Here is a 14,166-nt window from a genome sequence, read left to right as displayed (position 1 = left end):
TGCCGGTGCTGGAGCGCGTGGGGGTCGCGCCGCTGCCGGTCGGCCCCGGCGCGCCCGGCCTCCGGAGACCGGGACGGGCGGTGGGGCGGGCAGCGGGAGCCGGACGGGGTGCGGGAGCCGGACGGGGTGCGGCGGACCGCCGAGCGGCGCCCGCTCGGCGCTGCGAGGCTAAACCGGTTCAGAACCGCTGTCAACGATGCGCGCAGCATCCACCCCGGCGGGGGAGGCGGTGAGCGGGCCGGCGGCGGCCGGGGCCGCGGAGGCTCCGGCCGGCGGCGAGGTGGACTCCCGCACGGTCAGCCGCGGCGTCGGCATCCGCAGGTCCCGGCCCGGCCCGGCCTCGTCCAGCTCGGCGAGCAGGCTGCGCGCGACCTGCTCGCCGAGCGCGAAGGTGTCCCGGCTGAGCGCGGTCAGCGGCGGGTGCACGATCCGGGCGAGCACCGAGTCGTCGAAGGAGACGATGGACAGCTCCCCCGGCACCGCGACGCCCATCTCCCCCGCCACGCCGAGCCCGGCGACGGCCATCACGTCGCTGTCGTAGACGATCGCGGTGGGCCGCCCGGCCCGGGACAGCAGGGTCCGGGTGGCGGCCGCGCCCTCGGCGTCGCTGAAGTCGGTGGGGACCGACACCGCCTCCTCCAGCCCGAGCCGGCGCGAGGCGTCGCGCAGCGCGCGGATCCGCCGCTGGGTGTGCTGGAAGTGCGGGAGCCCGGCGAGGTGGGCGATCCGGCGGTGCCCGATGGCAGCCAGGTAGTCGACGATGGAGAGCATCGCCTCCCGGTCGTCGGCCCAGATCCGCAGCTGGTTGCCCTTGCCGGGCCCGCCGAGCACCACGGCGGGCAGCCCGAGTTCGTCGAGCACCGCCAGCCGGGGGTCCCTGACCTGGAGGTCGACCACGATGAAGCCGTCCACCCGGTGCTCGGAGGCCCAGCCCCGGTAGACCTCGATCTCGGCGGCGGTGTCCTCGACGACCATCAGATGCAGGGCGATCGAGCCGGCCGACAGCACCGCCTGGAGCCCGGACAGCAGTTGGCTGAAGAACGGCTCGACACCGATGGTGCGGGCCGGCCGGGCGATCACCAGGCCGACGGCGTCGGACCGGGCTCCGCCGAGGGCCCGCGCGGCACTGTGCGGGCGCCAGTTCATCTCCTCGGCGACCCGCAGGATCCGGGCTCTGGTGGCCTCGCTGACGCCCGGGCGGCCGTTGAGCGCGAAGGACACCGCACCCTTGGAGACACCGGCCTGACGGGCGATGTCGGCGATCGTCGGTCTGCCCACAGAATCCGACTCCTCTCTTGACATCCAAGTTTAGGCGGGAGCATAGTCCCTGGCATAGCTAGACCGGTTTAGTAAGTCAGGTTGCGGAATCCGACACAAGCCCGAGATCCGGCCACCCCCGCGATCCCGGGACGACACCCCCGAAGCTCGGCACGATCCCCCACCCACCCCCAGGACCGGGAGACCCTCATGCGAAGAATCTGGGCGGCACTGACCACGACCGCACTCGCCACCGCCGCCCTCACCGGCTGCGGACTCGGCTCGGGCGACACCAAGGACAGCGACGCGGTGGCGAGTGCGGCCGCCACCGGCGACGTCAAGGGCAAGGTCTCGCTCCAGACCTGGGCGCTCAAGCCGAAGTTCACCGACTACATGCAGGGGGTGATCGACGGCTTCAAGAAGAAGTACCCCGGCGTCGAGGTCGAGTGGCTCGACCAGCCCGGCGAGGGCTACTCCGACAAGGTGCTCAGCCAGGCCGCCTCCGGCACCCTGCCCGACGTGGTCAACCTCCCGCCGGACTTCGCCTTCCCGCTGGCGAAGAAGGACGTCCTGCTGGACGTCGCCAAGGCCGACCCGAAGCTCACCGAGGAGTACGTCTCCGGCGGCGTGGACGCCTTCCGCTTCAACGGCCACCAGGGCACCTTCGGCTACCCCTGGTACCTCAACACCGACGTGAACTACTGGAGTTCCGAGCTCCTCACGAAGTACGGACTGGACCCGCAGAAGCCCCCGACCTCGCTGGACGAGCTGATCGCCCAGGCCCGGACGATGAAGGAGAAGTCCGGCGGCCAGGCCTACCTGATGAGCCGCAAGCCGGGCATCGGGGACCTGTACAACATCGGCGTGAAGATCATGTCCGACGACGGCAAGTCCTTCACCTTCAACACCCCCGAGGCCGCCGCGCTGCTCGACACGTACCGCGACGCCTTCAAGGAGGGCCTGATGCCGAACGGGGTGCTCACCGACACCTACGCCGGCAACTCCAAGCTCTTCAGCGCCGGCACGGCCGCCTGGACCACCGGCGGCGGCAACTTCATCACCAGCCTCGCCACCGACAACCCGACCCTCGCCCCGAAGGTCGTCCCCTCCCCCGCGATGGCCACCCCGCCGCTGTACGTCCAGGGCCTGTCCATCCCGAAGAACACCAAGAACCCGGCCGCCGCGGTGGCCCTCGCCCGCTGGGTGACCAGCCCGGAGAACCAGGCCGCCTTCGCCCACCTGACCAGCGTCTTCCCGTCCACCAAGGCCTCCGCGAACGACCCGTTCTTCAGCAAGAGCGACGGCACCAACGCGGGCGACGCCAAGGTGATCGCCTTCACCTCGCTGGCCAAGGCCAAGCTGATCCAGCCCGTCGAGGTGGACGACGCCATGGCCACCGTCATCAAGCAGCAGTTCGCGCTGGCGATCAGCGGCGAGACCGGCTCCAAGCAGGCGCTGGACACCGCCGTCGAGCAGTGCAACAAGCTGCTCAAGGGCTGACCCACCGGGCTTCACCGCACCCCACCGCCCCACCCGTACCGGCGCACAGCGGCGGGCCCTCCCCCGCACCCGCCGCTCCCCGCCCCTCACTCCACCCCCGAGGCCCCCGCACCGCCCCCAGGCCCCAGGAAGGCAAGGCATGACCCACCGGCGCTGGTTCACCCCCTGGCTGCTCGCCGGGCCCGCGATACTCTGGCTGGCCGTCTTCAACCTCTGGCCGGCCGTCAACACGGTGATCCTGTCCTTCACCAACGCCAAGCCCCTGGGCGGCGGGCAGTTCACCGGCCTGGAGAACTTCGGCCGGCTGCTGGACGACGACCAGCTCGCCGACGCCCTGCTCAACAGCATCGTGTTCATGCTGGTCTGCCTGCCCCTGCTGACCGTCCTGCCGCTGCTGCTCGCCCTGCTGGTGCAGCGGAAGATCCCCGGCATCACCTTCTTCCGCACCGCCTTCTACACCCCGGTGATCGCCTCCGCCGTCGTGGTGGCGCTGATCTGGGGCTGGGTGCTGGACGACCGCGGCCTGGTCAACGGCCTGCTGGGGCAGAGCGGCCTGGCCGACTCCCCGGTGCCGTTCCTGACCGACCGCTGGCTGCTGCTGTTCAGCGCGATCGCCCTGACCGTCTGGAAGGGCCTCGGCTACTACATGGTCATCTACCTCTCCGCCCTCGCCAACGTCCCGCGCGAGCTGCACGAGGCGGCGGCCGTGGACGGCGCCGGGCCGCTGCACCGGTTCCGGCACGTCACCCTGCCCGGGGTGCGCCCGACCATGATCCTGATCTCCGCGCTGATCTCGGTGAGTTCGCTGCGGGTCTTCTCCGAGCTGTACGTGCTCTCCAACGGCCTCGGCGGCCCGGGCGGACGGGACATGTCCGTGGTGATGCTGATCCAGATGTACAGCCGCGGCTTCAACGGCCACCTGGGCTACGCCTCGGCGCTGAGCCTGCTGCTGTTCGTGATCACCCTCGGCCCGATGCTGTTCCTGATGCGGCTGAACCGGAAGGCGGCCTGAGCCCATGACCACCGTCCGTACGCCAGACAGCACGCCCGCCCAGCCCGCTCCGCCCCCGGGGCCCGGACGGCCCGCGAGGCCGGTGAAGCCCGTGAAGCGCTCCCGGGGCTTCAACACCCCCTCCACCGCGCAGACCGCCACCCGCTACCTGCTCCTGGTACTGGTCCTGCTGCTGGTCATCGGCCCGTTCTTGTGGCAGCTGTCCACCTCCCTCAAGGGCCCCGCCGAGGACGTCTACACCCGCACCCCGAGCTTCCTGCCCGACCAGCCCACCCTGGGCAACTACGGCAAGGTCGCCGATGTCATCCCGGTGTGGACCTACGCGCTCAACTCGGTGATCGTCGCCGTGGTCTGCATCACCGGCAACGTGGTCGGCTGCACGCTGGCCGGCTACGCGCTCGCCCGGCTGCGCTTCCGGGGCGCCAGGCTCGTGCTCGGCCTCTTCCTCGCCACCCTGATCCTGCCCGGCGAGGTCACCATCGTCTCCCAGTACGTCCTGGTGCGCGGCCTCGGCCTGGCCGACACCCTGGCCGGGGTCGCCCTGCCCGGCTCGATCGCGATGCTCAACGTGCTGCTGATGCGCACCGCCTTCGCCGCCGTGCCGGCCGAGCTGGACCAGGCCGCGCTGGTGGACGGCGCCAACGTCTGGCAGCGGCTGTGGCACATCGGCCTGCCCAACGTGCGCGGCATGCTCAGCGTGATCGTGATCTTCACCTTCATCGGCGCCTGGGACGACTTCCTCTGGCCGCTGATCGTGCTCAACGACCCGCAGAAGTACACCCTGACCGTCGGGCTCCAGTACCTCAACGGCACCTTCTCCGCCAACCCCCGGCTGATCGCGGCCGGCACCATGATCGCCTTCCTGCCGATCGTCGTGGTGTTCGCACTCTGCCAGCGCTTCTTCTTCAAGGGCGTCGAGGAGGGAGCCGTCAAGGGATAGCCCGGCCAGGGACAGCCCACCGCCCGTACGCCCCACACCGTCGAGGAAGCCCTCCGATGACCACCGCTCCCCGCTTCGGCGTCAACTACACCCCCAGCGCCGGCTGGTTCCACCACTGGCTCGACTTCGACCTCGACGCCGTGCGCGCCGACTTCGACTCCATCGCCGCCCTCGGCCTGGACCACGTCCGGGTCTTCCCGCTCTGGCCGGTCTTCCAGCCCAACCGCACCCTGATCCGCCCGCGCGCCGTCGACCAGCTGACCGCCCTGGTGGACGCGGCCGGCGAGCGCGGCCTGGACGTCGCGGTGGACGGCCTCCAGGGCCACCTGTCCAGCTTCGACTTCCTCCCCTCCTGGACGCGGACCTGGCACCGGCGCAACCTCTTCACCGACCCCGAGGTGCTCGACGGCCAGGCCGCCTACCTGCGCACCCTCGCCGGGGCGCTGCGCGAGCGGCCCAACTTCCTCGGGATGACGCTCGGCAACGAGATCAACCAGTTCTCCGGCGCCCCGCACCCCGACCCGGACCGGGCCACGCCCGCCGAGGCGGAGGCCTGGCTGCGCCGGATGCTCGACGCCTGCGAGCAGGGCGCGCCCGGCCGGCTGCACCTGCACGCCTCCTACGACGCCGCCTGGTACCTGGACGAGCACCCGTTCACCCCCTGGCACTCGGCCCGGCTCGGCGCCGCGACCGCCGTGCACTCCTGGGTGTTCAACGGCACCGCCCAGCGCTACGGCGCGCACTCCACCGCCACCGCGGAGCACGCCGCCTACCTGGTCGAGCTGTCCAAGGCGTGGGCGGACGACCCGGCCCGCCCGGTCTGGCTCCAGGAGGTCGGCGCGCCCGCCCCGCACATCACGGCCGAGGACGCCGCGCGCTTCACCGGCGCCACCGTGGCGGCCGTGCTGGACTGCCCGGACCTGTGGGGGGTGACCTGGTGGTGCTCGCACGACGTGGACCGCTCGCTCGCCGACTTCCCCGAACTGGAGTACAGCCTCGGCCTGCTGACCACGGAGCGGAAGGTCAAGCCGGCCGGCGCCCGGCTCGCCGAGGCCGCCGCCGAGGCCCGCCGCTCCTGGCAGCCCCCGAAGCCGCGCAGCACCGCCGTGGTGGTCGACACCGGCGACGAGGTCACCTCGCCGCGGCGCGAGGCCTGCGGCCCCGGCGGCGCGGTGTACGAGGCGTTCATGCGCCTCGCCGAGGCCGGCGCCCGCCCGACCGCGGTGCTCGCCGAGCGCGCCGAGGACCGCGCGCACCTCGCCGCCCGCGGCATCACCGAGGTGGTCCACCCCTCCGACGTACCGTCCCCCTAGCCCTAGCCCGTCCGTTCCCCCTCAGCCACGCAACGGAGCCCGCTGACATGCACGATGACCGCACCCTGGTCGAGTCCCGCCTCAAGCGCGTCCTGGAGGAGCGCATCCGCCCGGCCGTCTACCCCGAGTCCGTCCCGCTGGAGGTCGGCATCTGGACGGCGCCCGGCGAGCCGGTCCCGGTCGCCGAGGGCCTGGCCGCCCCGCGCACCCCGATCGCGGTGGGCGACGCCTGGGGAGCCCCCTGGGGCACCAGCTGGATCACCGTGACCGGCACGGTGCCCGAGGCCTGGGCCGGGCGCACCGTCGAGGCGCTGATCGACCTCGGCTTCGACGCCAACATGCCCGGCTTCCAGTGCGAGGGCCTGGTCTACCGCCCGGACGGCTCCCCGGTGAAGGGCCTCAACCCGCAGAACCAGTGGGTGCGGATCGCCGCGCCGGCAGTCGGCGGCGAGCCGGTGCTGCTGCACGTCGAGGCCGCCTCCAACCCCGTCATCCTGGACTACCACCCCTTCCTTCCCACCGAGTTGGGCGACCGCGAGACGGCGGGCGACCAGCCGCAGTACAAGCTGGCCCGGATGGACCTCGCCGTCTTCGACGAGACGGTCTGGCAGCTGGTGATGGACCTGGAGGTGCTCGGCGAGCTGATGGCCGAGCTGCCGGTGGACAGCGCCCGTCGCTGGGAGGTCCTGCGCGCCGTCGAGCGGGCGCTGGACGCCGTCGACCTCCAGGACGTCAACGGCACCGCGGCCGAGGCCCGTTCGCGGCTCGAAGCGGTGCTGGCCGCGCCGGCCGTGCCGTCCGCGCACCGGATCAGCGCGATCGGCCACGCGCACATCGACTCCGCCTGGCTGTGGCCGCTGCGCGAGACCGTCCGCAAGGTGGCCCGCACCACCGCCAACATGACCGCGCTGCTGGAGGACGAGCCGGAGTTCCGCTACACCATGTCCCAGGCCCAGCAGTTCGCCTGGATCAAGGAGCACCGCCCCGAGGTGTACGCGAAGGTCCGCGAGGCCGTCGCGGAGGGCCGGTTCGTGCCGGCCGGCGGCATGTGGGTCGAGTCCGACACCAACATGCCGAGCTCGGAGGCGATGGCCCGGCAGTTCGTGCACGGCAAGCGGTTCTTCCTGGACGAGTTCGGGGTGGAGAACCACGAGGCCTGGCTGCCCGACACCTTCGGCTTCACCGGCGGCCTGCCGCAGATCATCCGCAACGCCGGCTCCAAGTGGCTGCTGACCCAGAAGATCTCCTGGAGCCAGGTGAACCGCTTCCCGCACCACACCTTCCTCTGGGAGGGCATCGACGGGACGCGCATCTTCACCCACTTCCCGCCCGTGGACACCTACAACTGCTCCATGAAGGGCAGCGAGATCGCCCACGCGGCACGGAACTTCAAGGACAAGGGCGTGGCCCGGCACTCGATCGCCCCGACCGGCTGGGGCGACGGCGGCGGCGGGACCACCCGCGAGATGGTCGCCAAGGCGGCCCGGCTGAAGGACCTGGAGGGCTCGGCCACCGTCCGCTGGGAGAACCCCGCCGACTTCTTCGCCAAGGCCGAGGCCGAGTACCCGGCCCCGCCGGTGTGGGTCGGCGAGCTCTACCTGGAGCTGCACCGCGCCACCCTGACCAGCCAGGCGAGGACCAAGCAGGGCAACCGGCGCAGCGAGAACCTGCTGCGCGAGGCCGAACTCTGGTGCGCCACGGCCGCGTTGCGCACCGGCGCGGCCTACCCGTACGAGCAGCTGGACCGGATCTGGAAGACGGTGCTGCTGCACCAGTTCCACGACATCCTGCCCGGCTCCTCCATCGCCTGGGTGCACCGCGAGGCGGAGGCGACGTACGCGGCGCTGGCCGGGGAGCTGGAGGCGCTGATCGGCGCGGCCCAGCAGGCGCTGGCCGGGGCGGCCGACGGCGGGCGGGAGCTGGTGTTCAACGCGGCGCCGCACACCCGCTCGGCGGTGCCCGCCGGCGGGGCCGCCGTGGCCGTGCCGAGCGGTGCCGCCTGCGAGGCGGTCCGGCGCCCCGAGGGCGGCTACACCCTGCGCAACGGCCTGCTGGAGGTCGTGGTGGACGCGGACGGCCTGATCGCCTCGGTGGTCGAGCGCGCGACCGGCCGGGAGACCGTCGCCCCGGGCAGCCGGGCCAACCTGCTCCAGCTGCACCCCGACTTCCCCAACATGTGGGACGCCTGGGACGTGGACCAGTTCTACCGCAACACCGTCACCGACCTGACCGCCGTGGACTCGCTCACCGCCACCGCCTCCCCCGAGGGCGCCTCGGTGCGGATCGCCCGCTCCTTCGGCTCCTCCACCGTCGTCCAGACCCTCACCCTGCCCGTCGGCGAGCAGCGGTTGGACATCGACACCGAGGTCGACTGGCACGAGACCGAGAAGTTCCTCAAGGCCGCGTTCCCGCTGGACGTCCACACCGAGCGCTACGCCGCCGAGACCCAGTTCGGCCACCTCTACCGGCCCACCCACACCAACACCAGCTGGGACGCCGCCAAGTTCGAGGCCTGCAACCACCGCTTCGTCCACCTCGACGAGCCCGGCTGGGGCGTCGCCCTGGTCACCGCCTCCACCTACGGCCACGACGTCACCCGCACGGTGCGCGCCGAGGACGGCGGGACGACCACCACGGTCCGCTTCTCGCTGCTGCGCGCCCCGCGCTTCCCCGACCCGCGGACCGACCAGGGCGTGCACCACTTCCGCCACGCCCTGGTGCCGGGCGCGGCGATCGGCGACGCCGTCCGCGAGGGCTACCGGATCGGCCTGCCCGAGCGGCGGGTCACCGGCAGCGCCGAGCGGGTCGCCCCGCTGGTGGAACTGGACAACGACGCCCTGGTGGTGAGCGCCGTCAAGCTCGCCGACGACCGCAGCGGGGACCTGGTCGTCCGGGTCTACGAGGCGGGCGGCGGCCGTGCCCGGGGCCGGCTGACCACCTCCTTCCCGCTGGCCGACGCCGTCCCCTGCGACCTGCTGGAGCGGCCCTGGGACGGCACCCGCGGCGAGGTGGCCGTCGAGGACGGCGCGGTGCGCCTCGCGCTGCGCCCGTTCGAGCTGGTCACCCTCCGCCTCCGGGCGACGGCCTGACCCCTACGCTGTTCGGCGCCCCGGCCCGCCTCGGCCGGGGCGCCGCCCCCTACCTCCTGGAGCCCGCCGTGCCGCTCACCCCGCTGTTCGCCGCCCTCGACATCGGCGGTACCAAGATCGCCGGCGCGCTGGTCGACGCCGCCGGACGGCTGCGGCACCGCGTCCAGCTGCCCACCCCGGCCGCCGAGCCGGGCGCGGCCGTCCTCGCCGTGGTGCACCGGGTGCTGGAGCAGCTCGCCGGGACGGCCGACTGGGCCGCCGTGACGGCCGTCGGGATCGGCAGCGCCGGCCCGGTCGACCTCGCGGGCGGCACCGTCAGCCCGGTCAACATCCCCGGCTGGCGGGGCTTCCCGCTGGTCGCCGCGGTCGCCGCGCACCCCGCGGTGGCGGCCCGCGCGCTGCCCGTCCGCCTCGCCGGGGACGGCGTGGCGATGGCCGCCGCCGAGCACTGGCAGGGCGCGGCCCGGGGCACCGCGAACGCGCTCTGCCTGGTGGTGTCCACCGGCGTCGGTGCCGGGCTGGTGCTCGACGGCGCGGTGCGCCCCGGCCCCAGCGGCAACGCCGGCCACCTCGGCCACGTCACCGTCGACCTGGACGGCGAGCCCTGCCCGTGCGGCTCCCGCGGCTGCCTGGAGGGCCTGGCCAGCGGCACCGCGATCGCCCGCCGCGCGCTCGCCGCCGGCTGGCGGCCCGTGGACGGCGACCGGACGGCCCGTGCCGTCGCCGCCTGCGCCGCCGCGGGCGACGCGCTCGCGCTCGCCTCCTTCGACCGCGCCGCCCAGGCGCTGGCCGCCGGGATCGCCGCCACGGCCGCCCTGGTGGACCTCTCCCGGGTCGTCGTCGGCGGCGGCGTGGCCGAGGCCGGGGACGTGCTGTTCGCCCCGCTCGCCCGCCACCTCGACCGCTACGCCGCCCTCTCGTACGTCCGCGGCCTGGACGTGCGCCGCGCCGAGCTCGGCACCGACGCCGGGCTGATCGGCGCCGCCGCGCTCTGCCGCTGAACCTCCCCGGAGCCGCCCGCATGCCGCCCTTCGCCCTTCTGCGCAACCCCGTCCGCCGCTACGCCTGGGGCTCGCCCACCGCCATCCCCGCGCTCACCGGCACCGCCCCCGACGGCACCCCGCAGGCCGAGCTCTGGCTCGGCGCCCACCCGTCGGCGCCCTCGCTGCTCCTCGGGGACGACGGGCCGCGGCCGCTGGACGAGCTGATCGCCGCCGACCCGCAGGGCCTGCTCGGAGCGGACACCGTACGGCGGTTCGGCCCGGAGCTGCCGTTCCTGTTCAAGGTGCTGGCCGCCGACCGGGCGCTCTCCCTCCAGGTCCACCCCACCCGCGCCCAGGCCGAGGCCGGGTACGCGGCGGAACAGGCCCGGGGCGTGCCGCCGGACGCCCCGGAGCGGGTGTTCAAGGACCGCGGCCACAAGCCCGAACTCCTCTGTGCGCTCGGCGACTTCGAGGCGCTCTGCGGCTTCCGGCCGACGGCCGGCAGCGCCCGGCTGCTGGACGCGCTCGGCGTGCTGCCGCACTGGGGCACCGCCCTGCGCACCGGCCCCGCCGAGTCCGTGCTGCCCGGGCTGCTGCGCGCCGGGCTGGCCGCCGACGGCTCCGAACTCGCCGCCGTCACCGCGGCGTTGCGTCGCACCGCGGCCGGCGGCGGGCCGTATGCCGCGAGCTGCGCCGCGTACGCCCGCCTCGCCGACGAGTACCCCGGCGACCGGGGACTGCTCCCGGCGCTGCTGCTCCACCACGTCCGGCTCACCGCCGGGCAGGCGCTGTACCTGGACGCCGGGGTGCCGCACGCCTACCTCCGGGGCGTGGGCGTGGAGTTGATGGCCAACTCGGACAACGTGCTGCGCTGCGGCCTGACACCCAAGCACGTGGACGTGGACGGCCTGCTGGCGGTCACGTCCTTCCGCCCCGGGGAGCCCGGGGTGCTCGCCCCGCGCCCTGCGGGCGGCGGGGCCGAGGAGGAATACCCCTCGCCCGCCGAGGAGTTCAGGCTCTCCCGGCTGCGCCCCGGCGCCGCGGACCTCCGGGTCGACCTCCCCGGCCCGCAGATCCTGCTCTGTGTCGCCGGGCGGGCCCGGCTGCGGGCCGCGGACGGCTCCGCACTCGCGCTGCCGGCGGGCGCTTCGGCCTACCTGCCGCCGGGCGCCGGGCCGGTCGCGCTCACCGGCCCCGGCGCCGAGCTGTTCCGGGCCACCACCGGGCAGCCGCGGCCGACGGCGGGGCACCCCCCGCGCGCAGCGGCTCAGGCCCGTGTCGGGTGGCCGAACAACAGGTCGTAGCCGTCCGGGAGTTGCTCGATCACGCGGTCCAGCAGCTCCCCGGGGACGAGGTCGGCGACGGTGCTGAGAACGGCCCCGATGTCCCACTGCGCCGTCGCCGGCGTCGCCCCGTCGATCCACCCCACCACGGCCTGCACGAAGCGCTCGGCGGTCAGCGGCTCGGCCGCCGGCCCGGCGTCGCGCAGCAGCGAGGCGTAGGTGGCGGGCAGCGCGTCGGCGAGCTCCGTCCGCTCGGACCCCACCAGGTGCTCGCCGAGCAGGGCCAGCACGACCCGGGCGGCGTGGTCCGCCTCGGCCTCGCCCCGGTACTCGCCGCGCTCCACGACGCGGGCGAGGAAGTCCTCCCAGGAGATGGTCATCGCGTCCTCCTTCCGGTCGGCGGGCTCCGGCCGGGCCGACGGCGGCCCGCGCGTCCCGGGCCCCGGGCGCTGGGGCCAGGACGGGGATCGCGGTCCGTGACCGCCGTGGGACGTACCGGTGCCCGTGCTGCTCAGCGTAACTCGCCCCGGCGCCTTCGGAACCGGCCGCCGCTGCCGATCGCCCCGCCCCGCCGCTGCTGATCGCCCCGCCACTGCCGATCACCCCGTCCCGGCAGTGCGCGCGGTCACCCCGCCGAGGCGTGGCACCGCCGGCGCGGGCGCCGGGCCGGCGCGAGGCCGCCCGCGGGCAGGCCCGCCGGGACGCGCTGCGCCGGGGGCGTCGCGGGCACCCCGGTGGCGACGGTGGCCGTCGCCGCGGTCACCGTGGTGGCCGCCAGGACCGCCTGGGCCCGGGCCGCGTCCGTCATGAACGCCGAGAGGAAGATCCGCTCGGCCGGGCTGAGCGCCCGCGAGCGGCCGGATTCGCGGTCCCGGGCGACCACCACGGTCCGCGCCCGCATGTAGCTGAGCCCGTCCCGGCAGACATTCACCTCGACCTGGGCGGAACTGCGCCCGAGCCGCTCCACGGTGAGCCGCACCGACAGCGGCTCGGGCCGGTGGTGCACCTGTTCCAGGTAGTCGATCTCGTGCCGGGCGATAATGAACCCGGCCGGGAACAGCGATTCCCGCACGGCGGTTTCGTGGTGGCGGAACAGGTCGTAAATCCCCTCCTGGATGTAGCCGACCAGACGGGCGTTGTTGATGTGCCCGTTCTCGTCCACGTCGCTCCACCTGGTGGGGCAGGAGAGCACGTGCACGCCCGGCTGCGCCGCGTTCACTGCCGGGTCAGCCCGGCGCCGGCGGGGAGCAGCGCGCGCTGCAACCTGGCGTAGTAGCCGGAGTGTTCGGCCGCCATCCGGGCCGCGGTCCAGCCCTCCTCGGCGGCTTCGGCGGCGGCCTGGACGACCAGGCTGTCCAGCACCGCGTCGACCGCCCGGCACAGGTCGTGGACGGCCGCGAGCCGTTCGATCACATCCGCCCCGCTCGCCGCGTTGCGGGACGGGAAGGCGGCCAGTGACTCCATCGCGAGCTGAAGGTCGTCCACTCCATCCGGCCGGTTTTCCGCAGGGAAATTCCGCATGTTTTTCTCCATGACTCATTCGGCCATTACGGCCCGGTAGCTAGCGTTCGATTACACCGGATCGGTGTCGACCCCCCGACCCCACGACGCTATCCCAGCCGACCGGGGTCGACGGATGGTTTGCGGACCGCGACGGGAAACTGACCTCCATCGGAGTAGTTTGTCGGTGCACACAATATGCCCCATCATCCGAATGCCGTCCGCAATTCGGGTGGTATCCCCGACGCGCACGCCGGAAACGGCTCCCCGGAGTCCGGGATCTGCTACCAGCCACTCCACCACCTCGCCTTGTACAGGTGCGTGCCGCGCAGCGACCGCTCGCCCTCCGGCCGGTGCAGGGTGATCACCGAGGTGCACCAGTCGCACGGAGCCGCGTGTTCGGGTGCCACGGTGAGCAGCCGGCCGGTCCCGGGCTCGTCCCCGACGCTCTTGAGGTCCCGCTCGGCGGCCCGGTCGGCCAGGTGCACGGCGGTGAAGCGGTCGGTGGCCGGGTCGTAGCGCCACAGGCCGGTCAGCGTGGTCACCCAGAACCGCCCGGGAGCCGCCAGGACGCCCGCCAGGTCGTGCCCGCCGCGGTCCGGCAGCGGGCTGCTCCGCACCGCCGTGAGGGTGGGCGCCGCCGGGGTGCCGCCCACCCGCAGCCCGGTCAGGACGGTGTCGCCGAGCACCCAGAGCAGGCCGCTCCGCCCGTCCCAGTGCACCCCGTGCGCGCCGGGCAGCGGGAACTGGGCGTACCCGGCGGCCCGCGGCCCCTGCGAGGCCGCGTACAGCCGCACCCAGCCGCCGGTGCTCGCGGCCACGGCCACGTTGCCGTCCGGCAGCAGTTCGATGCTGTGCGGGTTGGCGGCGCCGCCCAGGTCCGCCGCCCAGTGGACGCGGCCGGTGACGGTGTCCACGGCGGCGGCCAGCCCGCCGGAGGCCGTCGTCAGCAGGTAGCGACGCCCCTGCCGGACACGGGACTTCGCCTCGTCCGGGTTCGTCCAGCTGCGCGCGGGCGCCAGATCCGCCAACTCCGGTGCCCCGTCCGCACTCCAGCCCCAGACCACCGGCAGCCGGTCCGGCCCGCGGTAGGCCATCAGCTCCTCGGCGCTCTGCAGCACCAGCACCCGGCGCGAGGCCTGGTCCACGACCGCCACCTGCCAGCCCGGCGACCGGGCCCACGCGCCGCTTCCGGGCGCGCAGAGCAGCAGGGCGGCCGCGAGGGCCGGCAGGGTTCTCCTCAGCACGCCTTCACCGTCGTCGCCGGCGGCCGACTCCGCTCGGCGGCA

General features: G+C 74.0%; 12 protein-coding genes. 7 read left to right on the top strand and 5 right to left on the bottom strand.

What is annotated here, in order from left to right; all coding sequences use genetic code 11:
- Positions 1-168: 168 nt before the first annotated feature.
- Complete coding sequence (locus ACH5AR_RS03095; RefSeq protein WP_396299639.1) at positions 169-1,278, bottom strand: LacI family DNA-binding transcriptional regulator; 1,110 nt, start codon at positions 1,276-1,278, stop codon at positions 169-171.
- 189 nt (positions 1,279-1,467) lie between these two features.
- Between ACH5AR_RS03095 and ACH5AR_RS03090 the strand changes: the two genes are divergently transcribed.
- The 7 genes from ACH5AR_RS03090 (at position 1,468) to manA (ending at position 11,398) form a co-directional block, all read left to right on the top strand.
- Positions 1,468-2,757, top strand: coding sequence for an ABC transporter substrate-binding protein (locus ACH5AR_RS03090; protein ID WP_396299638.1), 1,290 nt, complete (start codon positions 1,468-1,470; stop codon positions 2,755-2,757).
- Between the two features lie 139 nt (positions 2,758-2,896).
- Complete coding sequence (locus ACH5AR_RS03085) at positions 2,897-3,769, top strand: carbohydrate ABC transporter permease (RefSeq protein ID WP_396299637.1); 873 nt, start codon at positions 2,897-2,899, stop codon at positions 3,767-3,769.
- 4 nt (positions 3,770-3,773) lie between these two features.
- Positions 3,774-4,709, top strand: coding sequence for a carbohydrate ABC transporter permease (locus ACH5AR_RS03080; protein WP_396299636.1), 936 nt, complete (start codon positions 3,774-3,776; stop codon positions 4,707-4,709).
- A 56-nt stretch (positions 4,710-4,765) separates the two neighbouring features.
- The gene (locus tag ACH5AR_RS03075) at positions 4,766-6,022 is read left to right on the top strand and encodes a glycosyl hydrolase (protein ID WP_396299635.1); all 1,257 of its coding nucleotides are present in this window, start codon (positions 4,766-4,768) and stop codon (positions 6,020-6,022) included.
- 47 nt (positions 6,023-6,069) lie between these two features.
- Positions 6,070-9,111, top strand: a complete 3,042-nt coding sequence (locus ACH5AR_RS03070) for an alpha-mannosidase (protein ID WP_396299634.1) — start codon at positions 6,070-6,072, stop codon at positions 9,109-9,111.
- Between the two features lie 68 nt (positions 9,112-9,179).
- Complete coding sequence (locus ACH5AR_RS03065; RefSeq protein ID WP_396299633.1) at positions 9,180-10,112, top strand: ROK family protein; 933 nt, start codon at positions 9,180-9,182, stop codon at positions 10,110-10,112.
- A gap of 20 nt (positions 10,113-10,132) precedes the next feature.
- Positions 10,133-11,398 (top strand): mannose-6-phosphate isomerase, class I, encoded by a 1,266-nt coding sequence (gene manA, locus ACH5AR_RS03060; protein ID WP_396299632.1) that lies wholly within the window; start codon positions 10,133-10,135, stop codon positions 11,396-11,398.
- Here the strand turns inward: manA and ACH5AR_RS03055 are convergent.
- The 4 genes from ACH5AR_RS03055 to ACH5AR_RS03040 form a co-directional block, all read right to left on the bottom strand.
- Positions 11,362-11,757, bottom strand: coding sequence for a DUF2267 domain-containing protein (locus tag ACH5AR_RS03055; protein WP_396299631.1), 396 nt, complete (start codon positions 11,755-11,757; stop codon positions 11,362-11,364). The two genes, manA and ACH5AR_RS03055, sit on opposite strands and share 37 nt — an antisense overlap.
- A 245-nt stretch (positions 11,758-12,002) precedes the next feature.
- Positions 12,003-12,596, bottom strand: coding sequence for an acyl-CoA thioesterase (locus tag ACH5AR_RS03050; protein WP_396299630.1), 594 nt, complete (start codon positions 12,594-12,596; stop codon positions 12,003-12,005).
- Positions 12,593-12,862 carry a hypothetical protein gene (locus ACH5AR_RS03045; protein ID WP_396299629.1) on the bottom strand — a complete coding sequence of 90 codons (270 nt, stop codon included), beginning with the start codon at positions 12,860-12,862 and terminating at the stop codon, positions 12,593-12,595. The genes ACH5AR_RS03050 and ACH5AR_RS03045 overlap by 4 nt, the downstream gene beginning before the upstream one ends.
- Before the next feature lie 299 nt (positions 12,863-13,161).
- Entirely contained in the window at positions 13,162-14,124 is a 963-nt protein-coding gene (locus ACH5AR_RS03040; protein WP_396299628.1) for a DUF6528 family protein, read from the bottom strand.
- Positions 14,125-14,166: the final 42 nt, after the last annotated feature.

The organism is Kitasatospora sp. NPDC018619 (genome assembly GCF_044391605.1).
In the GTDB taxonomy this organism is placed as follows: domain Bacteria; phylum Actinomycetota; class Actinomycetes; order Streptomycetales; family Streptomycetaceae; genus Kitasatospora.
Note: the sequence above shows the minus strand (reverse complement) of the source record. Positions and strands in the feature narration are given on the sequence as shown.

Bases quoted from the DNA above. Each gene is read 5' to 3' on its own strand.
- ACH5AR_RS03055 (WP_396299631.1), bottom strand. From the start codon at position 11,757: ATGACCATCTCCTGGGAGGACTTCCTCGCCCGCGTCGTGGAGCGCGGC.
- ACH5AR_RS03070 (WP_396299634.1), top strand. From the start codon at position 6,070: ATGCACGATGACCGCACCCTGGTCGAGTCCCGCCTCAAGCGCGTCCTG.
- ACH5AR_RS03075 (WP_396299635.1), top strand. From the start codon at position 4,766: ATGACCACCGCTCCCCGCTTCGGCGTCAACTACACCCCCAGCGCCGGC.
- manA (WP_396299632.1), top strand. From the start codon at position 10,133: ATGCCGCCCTTCGCCCTTCTGCGCAACCCCGTCCGCCGCTACGCCTGG.
- ACH5AR_RS03090 (WP_396299638.1), top strand. From the start codon at position 1,468: ATGCGAAGAATCTGGGCGGCACTGACCACGACCGCACTCGCCACCGCC.
- ACH5AR_RS03085 (WP_396299637.1), top strand. From the start codon at position 2,897: ATGACCCACCGGCGCTGGTTCACCCCCTGGCTGCTCGCCGGGCCCGCG.
- ACH5AR_RS03080 (WP_396299636.1), top strand. From the start codon at position 3,774: ATGACCACCGTCCGTACGCCAGACAGCACGCCCGCCCAGCCCGCTCCG.